The sequence below is a fragment of the Gemmatimonas groenlandica genome, from assembly GCF_013004105.1.
In the GTDB taxonomy this organism is placed as follows: Bacteria; Gemmatimonadota; Gemmatimonadetes; order Gemmatimonadales; family Gemmatimonadaceae; genus Gemmatimonas; species Gemmatimonas groenlandica.
Window position 1 is genome coordinate 4,218,499 of sequence record NZ_CP053085.1, and the last position, 22,736, is coordinate 4,241,234.

Sequence of the window (22,736 nt, forward strand, 5' to 3'; positions counted from 1 at the left end):
GCGCGACGCCGGATGGCGAAAGGCAGGGCGGGAGCTGTCAGGAAAAACACGAGAGGGGCGACGCACGCGTAAAAGCCTTCACGCGGCGTCGAAGTCGGCAGGAGACCAGCGGGTGCGGCAAGGCCGGAGAGGGCCTTAGGCGCGCACCCCGGGTGGCGGGCCGTTCGCAAACGGCAGCGCGTGGGCCGGGCGCACTGGTACGCGCGTGAGCACGATCGCAGCCTGCACGCTCGCCTGGCGCGAGAGGACTTCCTCGATCGTAACATCGACGCGGGCCACGACATTCGCGGTCATGGTCGAGCACTGACCGAGACAGGTGCAGCACGGGTGTCCCTCGTGCTCGGGCTCGGCGGTCTCGGCGGCCGGCGCCGACGCGGAGGCGCCGGCGTGCGACGCGGCATGCTCGTGATGCGTCAGGTTCGCCGCATGTGCCGGGGCGGTAGAGGTCACCGCGCCCATCCCGGAATGCATCGCACACGCAAAGAATCCGGCTGGCTCGATGAGCGCAGTCGAGAACCAGACCGCCCAGAGGCTGATCAGGACCCGGTACCAGATGGGATGCCGCATGCGTAATTAACGGTAGTTCACACTGACGAACTGGGGAAGAGAGGGGGTCTGGCCCCGTCCACTTCATGACATGGGAGTCGCTCACGACTATGCGTGGCACACCAGGCAGTCCTTTCCTGACGCACCTCGAATTGCGCGAGGAGCGCATTCAGCCCGGCGTGCATCCGTTCGAGATTCCGCTGCTGCAGCACCCGCTATCCCTCGAGTTCACCACGCCGGTGACGTTTCTGGTGGGTGAGAACGGATCGGGGAAATCCACGCTGCTGGAGGCGCTGGCGTGGAGCGTGGGATTTGGCGCGCAGGGCGGTAATCGCGATCATCAGTTCGCCGAGGAGGCCGACGGGTACGAACTGGGTCGTGCGCTTCGTCTGGGCTGGCGCCAGCGAACCACCGAAGGCTTCTTCATGCGCGCCGAAACGTTCTTCAACTTCGCGAGCACGCTGGAGTCGCTGGACAGCAACTTCGCGCGCTACGGCGGTGAGTCGTTGCACCGCAAGTCGCACGGGGAAGCGTTTCTGTCGCTGTTCGAACATCGCTTCGACGATGGGCTGTTCCTGCTCGATGAACCCGAGGCCGCGTTGTCGCCGCAACGTCAACTCGCCTTTCTGCAGATCCTGCATCGTCTCACGGTCACGCGTGAGGCGCAGTTCGTGATCGCCACGCATTCGCCGATGCTGCTCGCCTTCCCCGGCGCCACGGTGTTCAGTCTCGACGATGGTGTGATCGAGCAGGTCGATTATCGCGACACCGACCATTTTCGCGTGACGCGGGATTTCCTGGCCGCGCCGGAGCGTTTTTTTCGCTATCTGTTTGAGGACTGAATTGGGCGGTAGTATTGCCCGATGACTGATCTCTCTCGTCGTGATCTGCTGGCAGGCGCCGCTGGATTCCTCGGCGGTGCCGCCCTGGCCGGACTTCCGCTCGCCGTCGAAGGACAAGGCGGTGCCCCGCCAACCGCGCCCTCGACGGTGCCGCCGCCGCCAGCGCCGCCACGTCCGGTCGCGCCGCTCGACGCCACGAAGATGCCCGGCGCGCCGACGGCGGCGCTGGGGGCGCGATCGGAGTACTTCGCCCCAACGCGCATCCCCAATGGCACGCCGGTCGGCAGCTCGCGAACGCCGCTGCAGGATCTCACTGGCACCATCACGCCGAGCGATCTGCACTTCGAACGCCATCACGCGGGGATCCCCACGCTCGACCCCGAGCGGCACACGCTCACGATTCACGGACTGGTGGATCGTCCGATGTCCTTCACCGTGGCGGACATCAAGCGCTTCCCGCAGATCACGCGCACGTACTTCATCGAGTGCTCGGGCAACGGCGGCGCGGGCTATCGCGATCCGAAGCCGGACACCACGCCGCAGCCGCTGGCCGGCCTGTTCAGCACCTCAGAGTGGACCGGCGTACCACTCGCCACGTTGTTTCGCGAAGTCGGCGTGAAGTCCGATGCCTCGTGGTTTCTGGCTGAAGGCGGAGACGCCTGCAAGCTGGCGCGCTCGATTCCGATCGCGAAAGCGTGGGACGATGCCATGATCGTGTGGGCGCAGAATGGCGAGCCGCTGCGTCCCGCGCAGGGCTACCCCATGCGCTTGCTACTGCCCGGCTTCGAAGGGAACAGCAACGTGAAGTGGCTCCGGCGTCTCGAACTCGGCACCAAGCCATGGATGACGCGTTGGGAAACGTCGAAGTACACCGACCCGATGCCTGATGGCACGGCGCGCATCTTCACGTTCGAGATCGACGCGAAGTCGGTGATCACGTCGCCCTGCTATCCGAACATGATCACGGCGCGCGGCTGGCGCAGTGTGAACGGGCTCGCCTGGAGTGGGCGTGGTCGCATCACCCGTGTCGAAGTGAGCATCGACGGCGGCACGTCCTGGCACGACGCGGAACTGCTGAACACGCCGCAGCCCAAGTCGACGGTTCGCTTTCAGTACATGTGGAATTGGCAGGGCACCGACGCCACGCTGTTGAGTCGCGCCACCGACGACGCCGGCTACGTGCAGCCTACGCGTGCCGCGATGGTCGCCGAGCGCGGCGAGTTCACCGACTATCACTACAATCAGATCATCGGCTGGAAGGTCGATCGCAGCGGAGCCGTCACGTTCCACGGAGCGACCTGATCATGCGCCCAATGCCTCGGATGTGCACGCTCGTTGCGGTTGCCCTCTCCGCCTGTTCTCCCTCGCCGAATGACCGTACCGACGCGACGAATGCATCGTTTGCCTCGTACGATGCGGGCGCCGTACCCGGTGGTCCCGGTTCCAAGCAGTCGTACGCCCTAGGGCACCTGGCTGCTGACTCCGCCATCGCGGCGATGAATCAGGACATCGGCCCTGACGGTGTGGAGCTTCCCGCGGGGCGTGGCTCGGTGCAACGCGGCGCCGTGGTGTACGCGGCACAGTGTTCGCAGTGTCATGGAGCCAAGGGAGAGGGACTGCCCACGTTCCCCAAGCTGGTGGGGCGCGATTCAGCCGGCGCTCCCACGCCGGAGTTCCAGTTTGCTACGAAGAACAAGACCAAGACGATCGGCAACTACTGGCCGTACGCCACGACGCTGTTCGATTACATCAAGCGTGCGATGCCGTTCGCCACGCCGGGCTCGATGACCGACGACGACGTGTATGCGGTGACCGCGTTCCTGTTGTCGGCGAATGCCGTCATTCCCGACACGACCACGCTCGACGCCGTAGCGCTTCGCGCCATCCGCATGCCGGCGCGTGATCATTTCGTGCCGGACAACCGCAAACCCACCGCCACCACCAAATAGTGAAACGCCGCGTCACGCGCGCTCCCGTCCACGCCGTTGCGCATCACAAGCGGGGCATCACGGCACGCTTTGCCGCGATGCGCGTGGCCGGGGCCAGTGCGTTGGCGTCGGTGCTCGCGGTGCTGGGGCCGGGCTTGCTGGCGGGGCTCTCCGATGACGATCCGGCGGGCATCACGACGTATTCTATTCTGGGCGCCGAGCATGGCTATCGGCTGCTCTGGATCATTCCGGCGTCCACGATCCTGCTGGTGCAATTCCATCTCGTGGCGGTTCGTATCGGTGCGGCCACGGGCAAGGGCTTCGTGGCGGTGGTGCGAGAGCGCTGGGGCCGAACATGGGGCTACGCGGCCGTCTTCGGGCTCGTCTTCGCCAACTTCGGTACCATCTGCGCCGAGTACGCCGGCGTAGCCGCAGCCGGTTCGCTGATTGGATTGCCGGCGTGGCTGAGCGCGATCGCCGCCGGGACGCTGATCACGCTGGTGGTGGTGTTGGGATCGTTCGCCCGGGTGGAGAAAGTGTTGTTGGCGATATCGGCCACCCTCGCGCTGTACGTGGTCGACGGCATTCTGGCCGGGCCCGTGTGGGCCGAGGTCGCATACGGATCGGTCGTGCCGCGCATGCCGGTGAGTCGCGACGGCTGGATTGCGCTGGCAGCGTCGCTGGGCACGACACTCGCGCCATGGGGGCTGGCGTTCATCCAGTCGTACGCGGTGGACAAGAAAATCACCATGGCCTCGCTGCGATGGGAGCGCGTGGACGTGGTGGTGGGATCGGCGCTGACTGGCATCGTCGGGCTCGCCATCGCGGTGGCGTGCGCGGCCACGCTGCACCAAGCGGGCGTGCACATCGTGGATGCGGGTGACGCGGCCGCCGCGCTGCGTCCCCTGGCGGGATCGTTTGCGACGCTCTTTTTCGGGGTCGGCCTGTTGGGATCGTCCCTGTTGGCCGCGGCCATCGTGCCGATCGCGACGTCGTACTCGATCGCCGAAGGCGTAGGCGAGCCGGCGTCGCTGGATCTGGATTCCAAACATTTTCATTGGTTCTATGCCGCCTTCGTCGGGCTCACGGTGGCCGGCGTCGGTGTGGTCGCCGTGCCGGGGCTTCCGCTCATTCAGTTGATCTACAGCAGTCAAGTGTTGAACGCGGTGATGTTGCCGTTGCACATCGTCGCCTTGCTGCTGTTGGCGGGAAACGCTGAGATTATGGGAAGCGCGCGCTCGTCAACGGGCGCGCGATTCCTGGGTTGGATCAGTTTCGTGCTCGTACTGGCCTGTCTCGGCGGCATGGCCTGGAGTTGGATCGGCTAGCCCGTTTGCATACAACCTTGTCCAGTGTCTCATGTCGACATCACGTCGTGTAGTCCGTGCGGCAGCCCTCACGGCTGGCCTGTCGCTGTTCGCGCTCAGCGCACAGGCGCAGGAGGCACCAAAGCGGCCGTACGAATTTGCCGGCGATTTCTCACTCGCGGCCAGTCAAGGAAATCAGCAGGTGACCACGATCGCGCTCGGTCAGCGCTACAGCTACAAGTTCGCGCACTGGAAGTTTTCGCAGAGCGCCGCAGCGCTCCGTGGTACGGCCAATGGCGTGCGCAATGCGGAGCTCTATCAGCTTTCGCTGCGTAGCGATTACGACATCACCAAGAAGCTCACCGCGTATCTGAGTGCCTCCGGGTTGCGTAATACACCGGCCGGACTCAACAGCCAGCTCCTGGAAGGGGTGGGACTCGGCTACCAGTTCATCGACACCGAGCGCGACAAGCTGCAGTTCTCGCTTGGGCTCGGCGCGTTGCAGCGCAGCTTCGTAGGCGACGCCGAATCGCAGAGCGATTTCGTAGGGAACGCCAGCGGTAACTATCGCCACGCTTTCTCGAAAGCGGCGTATCTCGAGCAGACCGCCACGTTCACGCCGAACTTCACCACGAGTGATGCGTGGCTGCTGACTGCGAAGTCGGCGGTGGTCGCTCCGCTGTCGGCGCGTTTCGGCATCAAGGTGGGATATCTCGTGAACTTCAACAACGCGCCGCCGTTACTGCCGCCGGTGAATGGTGTGGCGCAGACGGTGCGTTTCAAGAAGTTCGATGGATTGCTGACCACGGGCGTCCAGTTCACCTACTGATGCATTCCACGATCGATCGCACGATCGGCAATACTCCGCTGGTCCGTTTGCAGCGCATTCCCGGAGCCGACGTTGCCGCGCGCGGCACGGTGATCCTGGGAAAGCTCGAGGGAAACAACCCGGGCGGTTCGGTGAAGGACCGTCCGGTGTTGTCGATGATCCGTGGCGCGGAGGCGCGCGGCGAGATTCATCCGGGCGACCGGCTCATCGAAGCCACGAGTGGGAACACCGGCATCGCGATGGCCATGATTGCGGCGATGACGGGCTATCGCATGACGCTCATCATGCCTGACAATCTCAGCGCCGAGCGTCGCGCCAGCATGCGGGCCTACGGCGCCGAGTTGATCCTCACGCCCGCCGTGCAGGGCGGGATGGAGTACGCGCGCGACCTCGCCATGACCATGCAGGCGAACGGCGAGGGGCGCGTACTCGACCAGTTCGCGAACCCCGACAATCCGCGTGCGCACTACGACACGACGGGACCGGAGATCTGGCGCGATACGCAGGGCGGCATCACACACTTCGTGAGTGCGATGGGCACCACCGGCACGATAATGGGGGTGTCGCGGTTTTTGCGCGAGCAGGAGGCGGGTGTGATGATCGTCGGCGCGCAGCCATCGGAGGGCTCGCAGATCGCGGGCATCCGGAAATGGTCGCCGGCGTATCAGCCGAAGATCTATCAGCCGTCCGAGGTCGATCGCATCGAACAGGTGTCGCAAGCCGACGCCGAGGAGATGGCGCGGCGACTGGCAGCGGAGGAGGGGATCTTCTGCGGCCCGTCGGCGGCCGGCGCGTGTGTGATCGCGTTGCGCGTAGCCGCTGAGGTGGAGAACGCGACCATCGTGTTCATCGTGTGCGATCGCGGGGATCGGTACTTGAGCACGGGGTTGTTTCCGGGTTAATGGGCGCCGTAGCTCTGAGCGAGGAGTCGAGCGGGATACGAATGGAAAAAGGCGGTTCCTGCCTGACACGGATACGAATTGATACGAGCTGATACGAACAGATCATCGTCGTTGCGCGCCAGACTCGGTGGCTCGGCGGCTGTTCAATTTGGAGAATGAACAGCTTGCGCTCGATGGTGATATCGCGCGCGACACGGAGCGAATCCGTTCGCAGCCGTTCCTGTCGGTTCGTATCCGTGTCAGGCAGGAACTGTTGGTTTCCGCTGCTATCCCGAGGCCGGTCGCGGCAGCCCGGAACATATCCAAGAGAAATTACGCGCCCGGCGTGACCCGCCAGATCTCGCCACCGTCGGTCGCTACGTACAACGAACCATCCGGCCCCATCGTGAGCGCGCGGTATCGCGTACCGGGTAGGTCGGCGCTCACGCGACCGGTGGCGAGACCCGCGCTGTCGATCGTGAGAATGTCGAGGCGCTGACCGGCCATGACGCCGACCGCGAGCGCACCGTTCCATCCGCGCCAGGAGGTGCCGGTGAGAAACACCAGCGGACCCATACCCTGCGAGGAGCCGCTGTTCGACCATGCCGGTCGCATCGCGTTGGGGAAGCGCGCAACGTCCGTCATCGGCATCGTGCTCGCGTTGCCGGCGTAGCCGCAGTAGCCGTCGGCGCAATTCAGTGCGGGCCGATTCTGGGGATCCCACCCTCCGTTTCCGCCGGCCACGAGCGGCGTGACCTCGTCGCTGTGATTCGGACCATGCTCGGCGATGAACGGTTGTCCCGTGCCCGGACGGAACGTGATGCCCTGCACGTTCCGATGACCGTAGGTGAAAATGCGCGCGTCAAAGCCGGCCGGCGCATTGTTGCCCGGCGCGGCGGCACCGCTCGTGGAGATGCGCAACACCTTGCCGCCGAGCACGGTCGGACTCTGCGGAATGGTGCCGTTGTGATTGTCGCCCGTGGTGACGTACAGGAATCCATCCGGACCGAAGCGCAGCCGCCCGCCACTGTGCGAGCCGGCACCACCGTGCGCGTTGCCCTCATTCTTGAACGCGATATCGGTGACGATTTCGGTGCGGTTGCTCGCACTGCGCTGGTCGGCGCCGAGCACGAGCCGCACCACTCGATTCGTGCGCGGTGTCGTCGCGCTCGACGTCATGTACACATACACGGCGCGATTCGTGGCGAACGCCGGGTCGAGCGCGATGCCGTGCACGCCGCTCTGGCCCTGGCAGAGCAGATCGGCTGCGACCAGCGACGAGCCCGCCGTACCGAACAACCGTGTCACCGAGCCATCGGAGTGTCGCACCGAGAGTCCACGGCAGCGCTCGGTGAAGAACATCGCGCCATCACTGCCGAAGGCGATATCCCACGGATTGCTGAGACTCGAGAGCACCACCGTGCGGGTGAGCGTGGGCGTGGCCGTGCTCGGCTGGTCTGGCAGTGTCGGCTGCTGCTGCGGCACACCGGCCGGACTCGAGCAGGCAGATGCGGCGACGACAAGAGCGAAGCCGGTGGCGATCACGCGAAACGGGATGGTCAACATCCGAGCTAGTACTCCCGGACAGCGGGGAAGGTTGCCGAGCTTGTGATTTGGTGTTCACCTTCCTGCATTCCACTCGAGGAGAGAGGCATGGCGGGATCGGTAAGCTGGGTGCTGGAGTTGCAGGTGCAGCCGGGACGCTCGGACGAGCTTCGCACGCTGATGGAAGAGATGGTCTTGAGCACACACGCACATGAGCCAGGCACGCACGGCTACGAGTGGTACATGAGCGCCGACGGCAGCCAGTGTCATCTGTACGAGCGTTACGCCGACTCGGCCGCGGCACTGGCGCATTGTCACACGTTCGGCGCGCGATTCGCGGGACGGTTCATGTCGCTGCTCACGCCCACGCGATGCACCGTGTACGGGTCACCGGACGCGCCGCTGCAAGGCGCCCTGTCGATGCTGCGCCCGACGTATCTCGGGCAGGCCGCCGGATTCCACCGCTGACGCCGCGTGCCATGCGAATTCTCCGTACCGCGCTCGTGCTGGGCGGACTCATGATGTTGACCGCGGCCGGCGATGCGAATGCGCAGTCGGCGGATGCGCAGTCTGTCCGAGCGGCACGCGCGGCGCAGAACGCCGCCATCGCCGCCGGTGATCTCGACGCGGTCACGTCGTTCTGGACCGATGACATCACGGTGCGTCGGGCCCTTGGCTCGCCGGTGGCCGGCCGCACCGCTGCCCGGGCGGCTTTTGAGCCGCCCAGCGGCGCGACCGCGTCCGCGGTCTCTCCACGCATCGTGTACCGCCGCATCCCGAACGAGGTCGAGGTGAGCCCGCAGTGGCCGCTCGCCTTCGAAACCGGCGTCTGGGAAGGACGCGAGGGAACAAGTGATGGCCCCGTCATCATCGGGGGTCGATTCTCCGCGCAGTGGGTGAAGCGCGACGGCCGATGGCTGATCCGCTCCGAGGTGTTCGTGGCCCTCACCTGCGCAGGGACTGGCTGTTCGCTCGTGGCCGTGCCATAACTCAGGCATGAACCGACTCGCGCTTCCTTTGCTCCTGGCCCTCGCGCCCTCGCTCCTTCGCGCACAAGCTGCGCCTCCACACAGAGCCGAGCATCGCGAGTTCGTGGTGTCGAACTTCACGACGGAAAGTGGCGTCACATTGCCGCAGGCCCGCATCGTGTACGGTACCTACGGCAAGCTCAACGCCGCGCGTGACAACGTCGTGCTGCTACCCTCGCACTACATGGCCAATCATCACGGCTACGAGTGGCTGATCGGCGATGGCTTGGCGCTCGACACGACGAAGCTGTTTCTGGTGGCCACGGAACTGTTCGGAAACGGCGCCTCGTCGTCGCCGAGCAACACGCCGGAGCCGTTGCATGGCCCGCGTTTTCCTCTCACGACGATTCGCGACAACGTGCAGATCGTGCATCGTCTGCTCACCGAGCAGCTGGGGGTGACGCACCTCCGCGCGGTGATCGGCTTCTCGATGGGCGCCCAGCAGGCGTTTCAGTGGGCAGTGAGCTATCCAGCCTTCGCCGACCGTATCGTGGCGACGTCGGGCACGGCGAAGACGTACGGCCATGGGATTATGCGGCTCGAGGGGCAGATCGCTGCCATCACGGCCGATCCGTCGTTCAATAACGGCGACTACGCTGCGCCACCGAAGGCAGGACTCGAAGCGTTCGGCATGGTGTGGGCCGCGTGGCTGTATTCGCAGGAGTGGTGGCGCAAGGAGCTGTGGCGAGCGAGCGCGCGACCTGGCACCAGCTTCGATCAGTTCGTGCAGTCGTGGCGCACGCGCTTCTCGGCCGATGCCAACAACTACATCCTGCAGGCGCGCACGTGGGAGCGACACGATGTCGGCACCACGCCGGGCTTCAGCGGCGACACCGAGAAGGCGCTCCGGTCGATCTCGGTACCGTTACTGTACATGCCGTCGGAAACCGACTTGTACTTCCCCGTCGGCGATGCGCGCTACGAAGCGCAATTCATTCCGAAGGTGCAGTTGGTGCCCATCCCCTCGCTCTGGGGACATCCGGCTGGTGCCGGTGCGAATCCCGAGGACAAGCGGTTCCTGAACGCGAAGATCACCGCGTTTCTGGCCGGCGGCGACGCCAACCGGGCACGGTAGTGGCGAACACGTTCCGCGTCGATTCCGAGGAGCTGCGTGCGCGATTGCACGCGCTCTTCGGTAGCGAGCTGCGGATCGATCGTGAACTCGGACGTGGCGGCATGGCCGCGGTGTTTCTGGCCTTTGATTCCGCGCTGGAGCGACAAGTCGCGGTGAAGCTGTTGCTGCCCGATGTGTCGGTGCACGGCGATGTGGTGGAGCGGTTCCTGCGCGAGGCGCGCACGGTCGCGGCGCTGCAACATCCCCACATCGTGACCGTGTACGGCGTGCGCAGTCGCGACGACGCGCACGCGATTGTCATGCAGTTTGTGGACGGCACGAGCCTCGATGCGGTGGTGGCCGAACAGGGAGCGCTGCCCCCCGCACAGGCGGCCCGCCTGCTGTCGCAGGTGGCGGCCGGATTGCAGCATGCGCACGATCGCGGGGTGGTGCATCGCGACGTGAAGCCGGCCAACGTGCTGGTGGATGATCAGGGCAATGCGTACGTGTCGGACTTCGGCATCGCGCGTCGTAACGACGGCGCGATCGTGACACGGGCCGGGTTCGTATTGGGCTCATGGGACTACATGAGCCCCGAGCAACGCACGGGTGAGCGCGTGACGCCTGCCGCCGACCAATACGCGTTCGGTGTGATGGCCTTCGAAGTGTTCACCGGGCGGTTACCGTTTCCGGGTACACCGGCAGAGGTTATTCGTGGCCACATGGACACGCCGGCGCCATCGTTGCGCGCGGTCGTCCCGGAGCTCACACCGACCATCGATGCGTTGATCGCCCGCATGCTGGCCAAGGATCCGTCCGACCGCTGGCCGTCGCTGGCCGAGGCGCGGTTGCGTCTCGATGAACTCGCGGAAGGTCGCACGTCGGGCGCGCACGATGTGGTGCCGACGGCGACACCGGCGGTGTCGACGCGGGCCGTGTCGACGCGCGCCGTCACGATCGGCGTGGTGGTGCTGCTGCTGGCCGCGATCGCCGCGTGGGCGCTGGGGCTGTTCGGCTCGTAGTCCCGTCACGGCGAATGCCGCGGCGTTGGGATTGAACGGATACCAACGGTTCCTGCCTGACACGGAGACGAACTGATACGAACCGAGAGCAACTGATCATCAGTGCCACGCGACCGAGCCCGTGGCTCGACGGCTGTTCAATTTTGCCATTGAACAACTCGTGCGTGATTACGATCTCGCCGACCGCACGGGGCTGATCCGTTCGCATCCGTTGCTATCGGTTCGTATCCGTGTCAGGCAGGAACCGCCTGTTTCCGTTCCTATCCCGCGGGCCGCCGGATCAACAGCGGATACCAACGGTTCCTGCCTGACACGGATACGAGCTGATACGAACCGATAGCAACTGATCATCCGCGCCACGCGACCGAGCCCGTGGCTCGACGGCGGTTCAATTTTGCAATTGAACAACTCGTGCGTGATTACGATCTCGCCGACCGCACGGGACGGATCCGTTCGCAGCCGTTGCTATCGGTTCGTATCCGTGTCAGGCTGGAACCGCCTGTTTCCGTTCCTATCCCGCGGGCCGCGATCGCAGCAACGACGGACGTGGCGGCTCGACGAATGTCAGGGAAATACCGGTTGCGAGAGGGAGCACGCGGTCCCACTGTAACTGGGACTATGAATACCGGATTACGTCGGACTTTCGGCGCCTATGCGGCGGTGGTCTCGCTACTCGGAGTCGTGGCCGCCACGCTCGGCAGCACGCCCACGTCGGTCGCCAGACGTTCGCGCTCGTTCGCCCCCGCCACGCGCGATCCCATCGCCCGGTTGCAGTCGCAGCTCGACGTGGGGCAGGTCACACTGGCCCACGACTCGCTGTTGGGCTACCTACCCGCGTTGCTGAAGACGCTGAAGATCCCTGTCTCGTCGCAGGGGCTCGTGTTCTCGCGCACCAGTTTGCAGACCGACAAGATCACGCCATGGTCGCCGCGCGCGATCTACTTCAACGACGAGGTATACATCGGCTACGTGCAGGAAAGCACGTTCCTCGAGATTGCCACTGTCGATCCGGTGAAGGGTGCGGTGTTCTACACGCTGAGTCAGGAACCGCGGGCTCGCCCCGTGTTCTCCCGCGAGACGACCACGTGTCTCATGTGCCACCAGTCCCGCACTGCCACCGGCGGCGTGCCGGGGTTCATGGTGATTTCGACTATCGCTGACCGCTACGGCTATCCCGTGGTGGGGATGCATGAAGGCAGTACGACCGACGCCACGCCGCTTAGGCAGCGCTTCGGTGGTTGGTATGTGACCGGCTCTGCCGGCGCACAGGGACATGCCGGCAACGTGTACTCGCCCAAGCTGGCGCACGAGATCACCGACAAGCCGGCGTATCGCGCGCAGCTCGACATGAATGCCGAAAGCGCACGCCCGGATCTCACCGGCAAGTTCGATCCGACGCCGTATTTGTCGGCGCAGAGCGACATCGTGGCGCTGATGGTACTCGTGCATCAGACTGTCGTGCACAACCTCATTACGGCGGTGCATGAAGCCGCTCCCGACGCCGTGTTCGAAGACTCCATGTCGCGGGCCAGTGGACGCGACACCACCTCGCGCGCACAGCCCGGGGGCGGACCAGCGGCCCGTCTGCGTCGTGACGTGGAGAAGCTCGTGCGGGCGATGCTGTTCGTCGGCGAAGCCCCGTTCAGTGGCACGGTGAAAGGCACCACCACGTACGCGCAGGACTTCGTGAAAGCGGCGCCACGCGATGCGAAGGGGAGGTCGTTGCGGGATCTCGATCTCGAGAAGCGGCTCTTCAAGTATCCGCTCAGCTTCCTGATCTACTCCGACAGCTTCAACGCGCTCCCCGCTCTAGCAAAGAGCGAGGTGTACCGGCAGTTGCGCGCGATTCTGACCGGCGCCGACGCGAGCGCGGAGTTCGCGCAACTCTCAGCCAGCGATCGCGCGGCGATTCTGGAAATTCTCTCGGCCACCAAGCCGGACTTCCCGCGCTAATCCAACGAACTCAGTGCGTCAGCCCGTACACCACGTAGTTCGTGGCGAACTTGTACGCGTCGTTGGAGAAGTTCACGGGATACCAGCCTTCGCCCGACCACTCCATGTAGTCGCCGATGTCGTTGTTGTAGTTGATGATCACCTGCAGCCGCTTGCTCGGGTCGTTGTCCTCGTAGATACCGAGGTACTCGGCCTTGGCCAGCGGCGTGGCAGGGTGGGTCATCCCGACCAGCGTCTTGATGTGAAAGAACGAATTGAAGATCAGATGCGATACGTCCATCGGTACGATGCGCGCATTGGGCAGCACCGACAGCATCGCCTTCTCGAACACCTCCCACTGGCGGTCGAAGTAGAAATCGTCGACGATCAGAAATCCGCCTTTCTGAATCCAGCGACGCAGCGCTTCGGCTTCCTGCTCCGTGGGAATCCAGTAGCCTGGCTCCGTGAGATACGCGACCGGGTAGTGATTGAGCGCGGGATCGTCCAGCACATGCACGTTGCTGACTTTCTTGTGGAGCCGCAGTGTGGAGAGATCGCCCAAAATCGTCATGAAGTTGCGCTCCATCTGCGGATAGTCCGCACTCCAGGCCATGCGGTATCCCTGGGTGTAGCGCAGCCGTACGAACGTGTAGCGACCGTCGTACGGCACGTTCGGCTCGATCATGAAGCGCTGCCGCTGCGATCAGTCGCTCGGTGGGAGTCCGACCATCTGCTCACTCAGGGTCCAGAGTCGCGCGGCGCGCGCTACGTGCTGTGCTTTGGCGGCCAACGGCTGCGCGAACGCGGTGCGGCCGTTCTGTCTATTGCCCCAGCTCCAATGCACCCCGCTTTGCGCGAACGCGTCGTCGGCCACAACCTGCGCGACGCGGTCACCCGACAACTCCTGCGTCACGTAGCCTTTGGTGATGTGCTTCTGGAACCACGGAAAGATGCGCTGGAACGCCGGCGGTGTGTCGCGAAACAGGGCCGTATCCGCTACGCACCCAGGGTAGAGCGTGTTGAACACGATACCCGTGCGCTCATGATACCGTCGATGCAGCTCGCGGCTGATGATCATGTTGCACAGCTTGCTATCCTTGTACGCCTTGCCCGGCTTGAACGGCTTGCCATCGATCATCGCCACCGGCGTGCGGAACCCTTGCTCGAGTCCCTCGAGTTCGCCGAGGTCGGCCGGCGCCGGAATAGGGACTTTCCCGCCGAACTCCTCCGCATTCGCCGTGACCGTGCCCAGCGTGATCAACCGCGGCGAGGCGGCCTGCTGCAGCTTGGCCATCAGCAGGCGGCTCAGGAGAAAGTGGCCAAGGTGATTCGTCGCGACACTCAACTCATACCCTTCAAGTGAACGGGCCGGTTCCGTCAGGCGCGGTTTGTACACGGCGGCATTGTTCACCAACGCATCAAGATCGCGTCCCGATGCCAGGAACTCGGCCACGAACGCCCGCACGCTGTCCTGCACGCCGAGATCGAGGTGACTGACGGTAAAAAGCGCTGGATTCAGGCCGAGCGAGCCGGCGACACGTGATGCCTTGGCGAGATCGCGGCACGCCATGACCACGTGCCAGCCGCGGTCGATCAGGGATTTGGTGGCGTAGAGGCCGACACCCGAGGAGGCGCCGGTGACGATAGCAGTTGGCACAAGAGGTACGCGGGAGGGAGAAGACGCGATACGGCGTTGGTTCGCCGCATCACCGGTCACGAGCGATCACCGAGGGAATCTGTTCCGATTCTCATGTCGTGGCTACACTATCGGCATGTCATTTCGCTTCCCTCACCGTACCCGCGTGCGGGCGGCCCTGGCTCTCGGGGTCACCTGCCTGACGGCGTACGGCGTACGCGCTCACGCCACGCCGCAGGCCACCGCTCACTTCGGCCCGGGTGCACGGGTGTTGTTGGACGCGCACAACGCGTACCCCGAGCGGGGCCGGTGGAGTACGCGGATCGATGACGCGCTGGCCATCGGCCTGCCGATCGCGATCGAGCAAGACCTGCATTGGCGGGTGACGGGCGGAAGCGCACCGCAAACGGTGGTGGCGCACGACGACGACGCGCTCGAGGGCGCCCCGTCGTTCGACGCCCACTTCTTCGCCCGCATCCGGCCGATCATGGAGCGCGCGCTGGCAGAGGACAGGCGGGACACGTGGCCGTTGATCACGCTCAATCTCGATTTCAAGGACAACACACCGGCGCATCTCGACGCGGTATGGGCGCTGCTCGGCACGTACGAGGCTTGGTTGACGACTGCCACTCGCACTGCCACGCCGGCGCACCCTGAGGCGCTCGTTCCAGGGCCGCTACTCGTGCTGACCGGCTCGGATACGGCGCAACGCCGCCGTTTTCACGATGATGTACCCGTTGGCGCCAAACTGCGCGCCTTCGGTGCGATGGCGCCCGTGCCGGTACGTGGGGCCACCAAAGCCCTACGGGCGCAGCGTGCCATGCGCATGACGAGTGCACAGCACATCGATGCGCACGCCGACAACTTTGCGCGCTGGGTGAACTTTCCGTGGAGCGTGATCGAGGCCGGTGGGCAGAAAACTGCCGGCGCATGGGTTCCGGCCGATTCGGCACGGCTGCACGCGTTCGTGCAGCGCGCCCACGCGCAGGGCTTCTGGATTCGCTTCTACACGCTCGACGGATTCTCCCCCACCGAGGATCGCGGCTTCACCGCCTCGTACAACTTCGGGTCGCGGGCGGCGGCCGCCGCGCGATGGCGCGCGGCCATTACGAGCGGCGTCGACTTCGTGGCGACCGATCAGTACGCAGCGTTCACCGATCTCCGTCGCTAGCCGTCGCGTACGCCCGACGGCAGACGGTGGCGTTATGCCGGTGTGATGTGCTTGAGCGTAATGTCGGCGAGTGATCGGGTGCCGCTCTGCTTCATGGCGACTTCGAATTCCTTGCGCAACAAGCCGAGTACGGCTTCCACGCCTTCCTGCCCGAAGGCGCCAAGGCCCCAGATGTAGGGACGGCCAATACCGATGGACGTGGCGCCGAGTGCCATGGCCTTGAACACATCGGTGCCGCGGCGGAATCCGCCGTCGCAGATCACGGGGATGCGACGTTCGGTGCCGAGCAGCACCTCCGGCAGCGACGTGATCGTCGCGCGATGCGAGTTCTCGGCGCGACCGCCGTGATTCGACACGAACAGTCCGTCCACGCCGTGCTTCACCGCGAGATCGGCATCTTCGGCGGTCACGATGCCTTTGATCAGGACCTTCATGCTGGTCGACTGCTTGAGGCGATCGATGAACTCCCAGGTGGGCGTGCCCACCTCCGGGATCGGCGTGGCTTTCTGATAGCCCACGAGATTCGGCTTACGTCGGTTGTCGCGATCGTCCACGCGTCCGCTTACACCGGGGAGCGGTGCCCCGCCCAGATGGCACTTGGTGCAGGTCCGCGTGTCCTTGCGCGCTTCGCGGATCATGGTTTCGCGATTACTGCCACCCAGCAGATCGACCGTGAACGCGATCGCCGGGGCGCCCGCCTTCTCCACGCGCTTCACCATCTGCTTGGTAACCGCCCAGTCGGATTGGTGATACAGCTGAAACCACACCGGTCCACCGCGCGCCTCGATGGCGTCTTCGATCGACGTCGTGGCCACCGTGGAGAGTACCATGAGGTGATCTTTCGTCTTGGCCGCGCGGGCCGTGGCGATTTCGCCGAGCGGATTAAAGGCCTTCTGGCTGCCCAGCGGGTTGACGATGATCGGCGTGGGGTACTTGGTGCCGAACCACGACACGCTGGTATCGAGCCGACTCACGTCGATCAGGCGGCGAGGACGCATCGCCCAACGATCGAAGCCCTGGCGGTTGGCTTGGATGGTGGCGTCGTCGTCCGTGCCGGTCGCGAGATAGCCCCAATGGGCCACTGGAATGTTCTGCTTGGCGACCGGCTCGAAGTCGAAAACATCCAGCGCTTCGCCGGCGGTGCGGATCTGCTGCGCCAGCTGAAGAGCCGTGTCGTCCAGGCGAGTTCGCGGTCCGTCGCTGGCCTGCAGCAGGCGTGAGAACACCGATTCGTCGAGACCGGCGGCAGCCAACAGCGGACTGCCCGCCAGAAACGTAAGGAAATGACGGCGAGAGGGGTCGATGGACATGCCCCAAATGGCACTCATCGCTCGCCGTTGTCCAGCGTCATAGATTGACCGCACTCCCCCCACCCACCCGCAGCTCCCCCTCCTTTGCCTTTCTCGTCCACGCGGCGAAACCCCGCGCTTCGCACGTCCGCGACCGCGTTCCTTACCGCGGTCGCCCTCGCCACGGTCGCTCCGACGGCGTCTGCGCAGGCGACCCCACCGGCGACCACGCCGATACGCCTCGATGCCGCCGTGGCCGACTCGTTCGCCCGTGCGGCCCGCGCCCGTCCGCGGCCCTCATTCAGCGCGCTGCGCGTGACCACCGCGCCGACGATCGACGGCAAGCTCGATGAAGCGATGTGGTCGGAGGGAACGCCCATTCGCGATTTCGTGCAGCGTGAACTGAACGAAGGCGTTCCCGCGTCCGAACGGACCGAAGTCCGCCTCGCGACCGACGGCGTGAATCTCTACATCGGCGCGCGCATGTACGACCGCGAGCCGCATCTGATCGTGCCCGGCGAGAAGATTCGCGACGTGCAGCTCGCCAACAGCGATCATATCGCGTTCGTGTTCGACACCTACCACGATCACCAGAATGGCTTCGTGTTTGCCACCACACCGGCCGGTGTGGAATACGACGGACAGGTGATTCGCGAGGGCGAAGGCGGCGGCGCGCAGGTCGCGGGCCAGAATCGGACGCAGGCCGGCGGGTTGGGCGGCTTCAACGTGAACTGGGACGCCAGCTGGACGGTGGCCACCACGGTCGACTCGCTTGGCTGGACGGCGGAGTTCCGTATTCCGTTCTCGACGTTGCGGTATCAGTCTGGAAGTGCCGAACAGACATGGGGCATGAATGTCTCGCGTAACATTCGTCGCAAGAACGAGGAGCTGTACTGGTCGTTCATTCCGCGGCAATTCAACCTCTATCGACTCTCGATCGCGGGCACTCTTGCCAATCTCACGCTGCCGGTGCGGCGCATCCGCACGGTCACGCCGTATGTGCTCACGTCGTCACAGGAGCGGTGGACCAGCGGGATCAAGCAGGACAGCAAGCGTCCCACGGAATTCGGTGGTGAAATCAAGTACGGCGTCACACCGTCGCTCACGCTCGATCTCACGGTCAATACGGACTTCGCGCAGGTCGAGGTGGACGATCAGCGGGTGAATCTCACGCGCTTCCCTGTGTTCTTTCCGGAGAAGCGTCCGTTCTTCCTCGAGAATGCCGGCGTGTTCTCGGCCGGTACGCCGCAGGCGGTCGATCTGTTCTTCACGCGCCGCATCGGTATCTCCAACAACGGAACGCCGCAGTCCATTCTGGGCGGCGGTCGTTTGTCGGGACGCGTGGGTGGCACCACGGTGGGGCTGCTGCAGATGATGACCGACGCGCCCGATGCCCAGAATTCCGGTCAGTCGTTCACAGTGGGACGCGCGACGCGCGAGCTCTCGGCGCGCTCGCGCGTTGGCGCCATGGTGGTGCAGCGCATGGCCACCGATGACGGCGGCGACGTGAACCGCACGTTCGCGGTGGACAGCCGCATCGGACTCGGCCAGCGGTGGACCAGTGACCTCTGGGCGGCGCGTACGACCACGCGCGATCTCGACGGCGACGCCAACGCGTTTAGTGGACGCATCGCGTATCAGACGAACGTCTGGAATCACAACGCGCGCATCGCACAGATCGGCGAAGCGTTCAATCCGGAAGTGGGCTTCATGAGCCGACCGGGCGGCTACCGCGCCTACGATATGTCGCTCATGCGGCTGGTGCGCAAGCCGGAGTGGGCGTGGTTCCGGCAGTGGAATCCGCACGTGAGCTACCGCAGCGCCTACGGCCTCAACGATGGTTTCTACCAGTCGGGGTACTGGCACATCGATCTCACCGAGATCGAGTTGGCGAACAGCACGAAGTTCGGCCCCGAGTACAACATCTCGCATGAAGGCCTGCAAGCGCCGTTCACGATCGCTCCGGGTGTGGTGATTCCCGCCGGTCAGTACGACTGGGGCACTTTCGGCTGGGACTATACCACCGACCCGAGCGAAAACCTGTCCGCCACGGGCCGCTTTGACGTCGGTCAGTTCTGGACGGGTCGCCGAAGCGGCGGCAGTGGTACGATCACGCTGCGTCGTGGCGCCACGTTCTCCGGGTCATTCACCGCCGACTACAACGATGTGCGGCTGCCTCAGGGCGGCTTCGTCAGTTCACTCGAAGCGGTCCGTCTGAATTACTTCTTCTCGCCGCGCGTGTTCGTGCAGACGCTGACGCAGTACAACAACCAGCAGAAGGTCTTCTCCGCCAACGTCCGCTTCGGTTGGCTGAACACCGCTGGCACTGGCCTGTTCATCGTGCTGAATGATGGTCGCGCGGCGAACAGCTTCTTCGACCTCGGCGCACCGCAACAGCGCTCGGTGTTCCTGAAGTTCACGCGCCAGTTCGGGACTGGCGGCTGACCGGCCCTTGTTGCGACGACGTGCGGAAAGGGTCAGCGCGACGGTACGCTGACCCTTTCCCGTACGCGGCATCTTCCACGCCGTCTAGTCGCGGCCGCTTTCGGCGTGTCTATTTACGAGGAATCACCCCCCTCCCCCAGGACTCCCCCGCATGTCACCGGCTGAACCCGACGTCACGCTGCTCCTGGAAGAGGCACGGCTCGGCGCCGCCGGCGCGGCGGATCAGCTTGCCCGTGCGGTCTACGACACCATGCACCGCATCGCCGTGAGTGCGTTGCGTCAGGAGCGCGACGGGCACACGCTGCAACCGACCGAGCTGGTGGACGAGGCCTTCGTTCGGCTGGTGAATCATCGCGACACCTCGTGGGAAAGTCGCTCACACTTTTACGGTGTCGCGGCAAATGTGACGCGCCGCATTCTGGTCGATCATGCGCGCCGCCGCGCCCGTGTGAAACGCGACCATGGCATACAGGTCACGCTGGACAACGCGTTGAGCGATGAGGGCGCCGGTTCGCTCGATTTGATCGCGCTGGATCAGGCGCTGATGGAACTCGAAACGCTCGCCCCTCGACAGGGGCGCGTCGTGGAGCTTCGCTTCTTCGCGGGTCTCGATATTGATGCCACGGCGGAGGTGCTGGGCACATCCCGCGCTACGGTGAAACGCGACTGGGCGTTCGCGCGCGCGTTTCTTCTGCAGGCGCTCTCGAGCATCCACTGAGCGACCCGGGCCACGCGATGGCGAACGTCCCACTCACCCCCGAGCGGTTGGCGCGCATGCAAGAGTGCTTCGAGCGCGCACTGGAGCTCGAGGACAGCGCGCTCGCTGCGTATCTGCGCGACCTGCAGACCGAAGACGCCGACCTCGCGATGCGCCTGCGCGGGCTCCTCGATGCGCACGCACAAACGGGCAGCGGCTTCGAGAGTCCGGTATCGCTGGAGTTCCCGGAGGACGAAGGGGTCGATTCATGGATTGGACGCACCGTGGGCGTGTACGAGATCACGCGCCGTATCGGTGTCGGTGGCATGGGCGCCGTGTACGCGGCGGCGCGCAACGACGATCAGTTCCGCAAGCGCGTGGCCATCAAGTTGCTGCGCGCGCAGACGGTGAGCGAGTCGGCCGTGCGGCGATTTCGGCGGGAACGACAGATCCTCGCTACACTCGAACATCCGCATATCGCCGCGCTGCTCGACGGCGGCGTGACGGGTGATGGCCATCCGTTCTTCGCGATGGAGTATGTCGAAGGCGAACCGCTCACCACCTACTGCGATACCCGCGCGCTCTCGATCACCGAACGTCTCGAGCTGTTCCGTCAGGTGTGCTCGGCGGTGCAGTTCGCGCACCAGAGTCTTGTCGTCCATCGCGATCTGAAGCCCGCGAACATCCTCGTCAATGCCGACGGTCAGGTAAAACTGCTCGATTTCGGCATCGCGTCGCTCCTACCATCGGCGCTTGACGGTGCAGAGGAGGAGACGCTCACGCGCGCCGGCGCCCGCGCCCTCACACCAGGCTATGCCTCGCCCGAGCAGCTGCTCGGCCTCCCCATTGGCACGCGCTCCGATGTGTACTCGCTCGGCGTGGTGCTGTACGAACTGCTCTGCGGCAAGCGACCGTTCCAGTCACGAAGCGGCGACGCAGTTCCGGCGCGACCCAGCGGTGCGATCACCGCCGAGCGTCTCACGCAACTCTCCGAGCGGTCCAGTGACCGCGCACGGATGCGCGTCGCCGGTGATCTCGACGCGATCGTGCTGAAAGCGCTGCGCACCGAGCCCGAACGTCGTTACGGATCCGCTGAAGAACTGTCGGCCGACATCAACAATCATCTCACCGGTCGTCCGGTCTCCGCGCGGCCGGATAGCATGGGCTACCGCGTCGGCAAGTTCGTTCGTCGCCGTCGTGCAGAGTCGGTGGCGGTCGCGCTTACACTGGTCTCGATCGTGGGTGGTAGTGTCGTCGCCATCCGTCAGGAACGCGCTGCCAATCGTGAGCGCGTTCGTGCCGAGGCCGAAGGCAAGCGCGCCGCCGAAGTCACGGCATTTCTTACTACGATGCTCGGCGCGGCCAACCCCGGCGCCTTTGGTCGTGACGTAAAAGTGCGCGAGGTGCTCGACTCGGCCTCGATCTCGGCCAATGCCCTCGCGCGTCAGCCGGCGCTGGAGTCGGAGATCCGCATGATCATTGGCGGTACCTATCTCGCGCTCGGCGAGTTTCCCCTTGCAGAGGCACAGTACCGACTCGCGGTGCATGCGCAGCAGCGGCGCGGCAGCGCCGGAGGGCGCGGCGAAGCACTCGCCCTCTCGCAGCTCAGCATGGCGAAGGAGTTTCAGGGGCAGTTCGCCGCTGCGGACACGCTGCTGCGTGCGGCCGATACGCTCTTCACACGTCACGGTTTTGTCGATGACGAGCAGCGCATCAGTCATCTCGATGCACGGGCGCGCATTCTGAGTAGCATCGGCGATACCAAGGGTGCTGAGCCCATCTTCATCGAGGCGTTGGCACTGCAACGTCGTCAGGTGCCGGCCAACGACTCGTCCATCGCGGCGTCGTATACCAACCTCGCGGTGGTACAGAGCGACCTTGGCAACAACCGGTCGGCGGAAACGCTGATGGTGGCGGCCGTGGCGGCAGCACGTCGTGCGTATGGCACCTCGCATCCGCATGTGGCCGCCATTCTGTCGCCGCTGGCGAGCATCCAGGAGCGGGCGGGCCTACCGGCGCGCGCCGAGTCGACCTACCGAGAAACCATCGCCATGCGACGGGCGCTGCTTGGCGACGACCATCCCGACCTGGCGTGGACGATGCATAACTTCGCCGACTTTCTGATGACGAAGGAGCGGTACGCCGAGAGCGTGGCGTGGTCACGTCAGGTGCTCGCGATGCGGGGGAAGTCGATGAAGGACGAGCATCCGCTCATTCCTGCGTCGATGAGTGTGTTGGGCCGTTCGCTCGACGGCCTCGACTCGCTCGACGCTGGCGAGCGGTGGCTTCGCGAGAGTCTGGCCATCAGAAAGTCCGTATATCCGCCGGGGCATTTTCTCATCGCGTCGAGCGAGGGACAGGTCGGTGCGCATCTGGCGCTTCGTGGCCGCTACGCGAGCGCGGAGTCGATGCTGCTGAAGAGTGAGCAGCAGCTCGTGGCGGCGCGCGGCGATGGCGCGCCGATCGTGGTGGATGCGCGCACGCGCCTGGTGAAGCTGTACCAGCGCTGGGGGAAGCCCGATTCGGTGCGCGTGTGGCAGGAGCGGATGGCACGGTCGGCTAAGGGGTCCTGACCTCGCGGGAC

The 22,736-nt window shown here is 64.9% G+C and carries 20 protein-coding genes; 15 read left to right on the forward strand and 5 right to left on the reverse strand.

Annotation, left to right across the window (positions count from 1 at the left end; genetic code table 11):
- Positions 1 to 135: 135 nt before the first annotated feature.
- Positions 136 to 567, reverse strand: coding sequence for a hypothetical protein (locus tag HKW67_RS18105; protein ID WP_171226723.1), 432 nt, complete (start codon positions 565 to 567; stop codon positions 136 to 138).
- A gap of 65 nt (positions 568 to 632) precedes the next feature.
- Here HKW67_RS18105 and HKW67_RS18110 point away from each other — a divergent pair, with 65 nt between their 5' ends.
- Genes HKW67_RS18110 through cysM form a run of 6 tightly spaced genes read left to right on the forward strand, consistent with a single transcriptional unit; the run spans position 633 to position 6,354 of the window.
- Entirely contained in the window at positions 633 to 1,388 is a 756-nt protein-coding gene (locus HKW67_RS18110) for an AAA family ATPase (RefSeq protein WP_171226724.1), read from the forward strand.
- A 21-nt stretch (positions 1,389 to 1,409) separates the two neighbouring features.
- Positions 1,410 to 2,690 carry a sulfite dehydrogenase gene (gene soxC, locus HKW67_RS18115; protein ID WP_171226725.1) on the forward strand — a complete coding sequence of 427 codons (1,281 nt, stop codon included), beginning with the start codon at positions 1,410 to 1,412 and terminating at the stop codon, positions 2,688 to 2,690.
- Between the two features lie 2 nt (positions 2,691 to 2,692).
- Positions 2,693 to 3,337, forward strand: coding sequence for a c-type cytochrome (locus tag HKW67_RS18120; protein ID WP_206044485.1), 645 nt, complete (start codon positions 2,693 to 2,695; stop codon positions 3,335 to 3,337).
- Entirely contained in the window at positions 3,337 to 4,644 is a 1,308-nt protein-coding gene (locus HKW67_RS18125) for an NRAMP family divalent metal transporter (RefSeq protein WP_206044486.1), read from the forward strand. Before HKW67_RS18120 ends, HKW67_RS18125 begins: the two co-directional genes overlap by 1 nt.
- Positions 4,645 to 4,675: 31 nt before the next feature.
- Entirely contained in the window at positions 4,676 to 5,452 is a 777-nt protein-coding gene (locus HKW67_RS18130) for a DUF481 domain-containing protein (RefSeq protein WP_171226726.1), read from the forward strand.
- Positions 5,452 to 6,354 carry a cysteine synthase CysM gene (gene cysM, locus HKW67_RS18135; RefSeq protein ID WP_206044487.1) on the forward strand — a complete coding sequence of 301 codons (903 nt, stop codon included), beginning with the start codon at positions 5,452 to 5,454 and terminating at the stop codon, positions 6,352 to 6,354. The genes HKW67_RS18130 and cysM overlap by 1 nt, the downstream gene beginning before the upstream one ends.
- Before the next feature lie 312 nt (positions 6,355 to 6,666).
- Here cysM and HKW67_RS18140 read toward each other — a convergent pair whose 3' ends face one another.
- Positions 6,667 to 7,899, reverse strand: coding sequence for a PQQ-dependent sugar dehydrogenase (locus HKW67_RS18140; RefSeq protein ID WP_171226727.1), 1,233 nt, complete (start codon positions 7,897 to 7,899; stop codon positions 6,667 to 6,669).
- Between the two features lie 87 nt (positions 7,900 to 7,986).
- Between HKW67_RS18140 and HKW67_RS18145 the strand changes: the two genes are divergently transcribed.
- The 5 genes from HKW67_RS18145 (at position 7,987) to HKW67_RS18165 (ending at position 12,935) form a co-directional block, all read left to right on the forward strand.
- Complete coding sequence (locus HKW67_RS18145; RefSeq protein WP_171226728.1) at positions 7,987 to 8,346, forward strand: putative quinol monooxygenase; 360 nt, start codon at positions 7,987 to 7,989, stop codon at positions 8,344 to 8,346.
- Positions 8,347 to 8,357: 11 nt separating this feature from the next.
- Positions 8,358 to 8,867 carry a YybH family protein gene (locus HKW67_RS18150; protein WP_171226729.1) on the forward strand — a complete coding sequence of 170 codons (510 nt, stop codon included), beginning with the start codon at positions 8,358 to 8,360 and terminating at the stop codon, positions 8,865 to 8,867.
- A gap of 7 nt (positions 8,868 to 8,874) precedes the next feature.
- Positions 8,875 to 9,981 (forward strand): alpha/beta fold hydrolase, encoded by a 1,107-nt coding sequence (locus HKW67_RS18155; RefSeq protein ID WP_171226730.1) that lies wholly within the window; start codon positions 8,875 to 8,877, stop codon positions 9,979 to 9,981.
- On the forward strand, positions 9,981 to 10,982 hold the full coding sequence (locus HKW67_RS18160) for a serine/threonine-protein kinase (RefSeq protein ID WP_171226731.1): 1,002 nt from the start codon (positions 9,981 to 9,983) through the stop codon (positions 10,980 to 10,982). The genes HKW67_RS18155 and HKW67_RS18160 overlap by 1 nt, the downstream gene beginning before the upstream one ends.
- Positions 10,983 to 11,600: 618 nt before the next feature.
- Positions 11,601 to 12,935 (forward strand): hypothetical protein, encoded by a 1,335-nt coding sequence (locus HKW67_RS18165; RefSeq protein ID WP_171226732.1) that lies wholly within the window; start codon positions 11,601 to 11,603, stop codon positions 12,933 to 12,935.
- Between the two features lie 10 nt (positions 12,936 to 12,945).
- On the opposite strand, the gene HKW67_RS18170 is transcribed toward HKW67_RS18165, so the two are convergent.
- Positions 12,946 to 13,599, reverse strand: coding sequence for a DUF4159 domain-containing protein (locus HKW67_RS18170; protein ID WP_171226733.1), 654 nt, complete (start codon positions 13,597 to 13,599; stop codon positions 12,946 to 12,948).
- A gap of 18 nt (positions 13,600 to 13,617) precedes the next feature.
- A complete protein-coding gene (locus tag HKW67_RS18175) occupies positions 13,618 to 14,601 on the reverse strand; it encodes a protochlorophyllide reductase (protein WP_171227737.1) in 984 nt (327 codons plus the stop codon).
- An 85-nt stretch (positions 14,602 to 14,686) separates the two neighbouring features.
- Between HKW67_RS18175 and HKW67_RS18180 the strand changes: the two genes are divergently transcribed.
- Positions 14,687 to 15,721, forward strand: coding sequence for a hypothetical protein (locus HKW67_RS18180; RefSeq protein WP_206044490.1), 1,035 nt, complete (start codon positions 14,687 to 14,689; stop codon positions 15,719 to 15,721).
- A gap of 32 nt (positions 15,722 to 15,753) precedes the next feature.
- Here HKW67_RS18180 and HKW67_RS18185 read toward each other — a convergent pair whose 3' ends face one another.
- A complete protein-coding gene (locus tag HKW67_RS18185) occupies positions 15,754 to 17,049 on the reverse strand; it encodes an alpha-hydroxy acid oxidase (protein ID WP_206044491.1) in 1,296 nt (431 codons plus the stop codon).
- A gap of 66 nt (positions 17,050 to 17,115) precedes the next feature.
- Between HKW67_RS18185 and HKW67_RS18190 the strand changes: the two genes are divergently transcribed.
- From HKW67_RS18190 to HKW67_RS18200, 3 genes are all read left to right on the forward strand, one after another.
- Entirely contained in the window at positions 17,116 to 19,455 is a 2,340-nt protein-coding gene (locus tag HKW67_RS18190) for a carbohydrate binding family 9 domain-containing protein (protein ID WP_171226734.1), read from the forward strand.
- A 151-nt stretch (positions 19,456 to 19,606) separates the two neighbouring features.
- Positions 19,607 to 20,173: an ECF-type sigma factor gene (locus tag HKW67_RS18195; protein WP_171226735.1), complete on the forward strand. Its 567-nt coding sequence runs from the start codon at positions 19,607 to 19,609 to the stop codon at positions 20,171 to 20,173.
- A 17-nt stretch (positions 20,174 to 20,190) separates the two neighbouring features.
- Positions 20,191 to 22,725 carry a serine/threonine-protein kinase gene (locus HKW67_RS18200; protein WP_171226736.1) on the forward strand — a complete coding sequence of 845 codons (2,535 nt, stop codon included), beginning with the start codon at positions 20,191 to 20,193 and terminating at the stop codon, positions 22,723 to 22,725.
- The last annotated feature ends 11 nt before the right edge of the window (positions 22,726 to 22,736 follow it).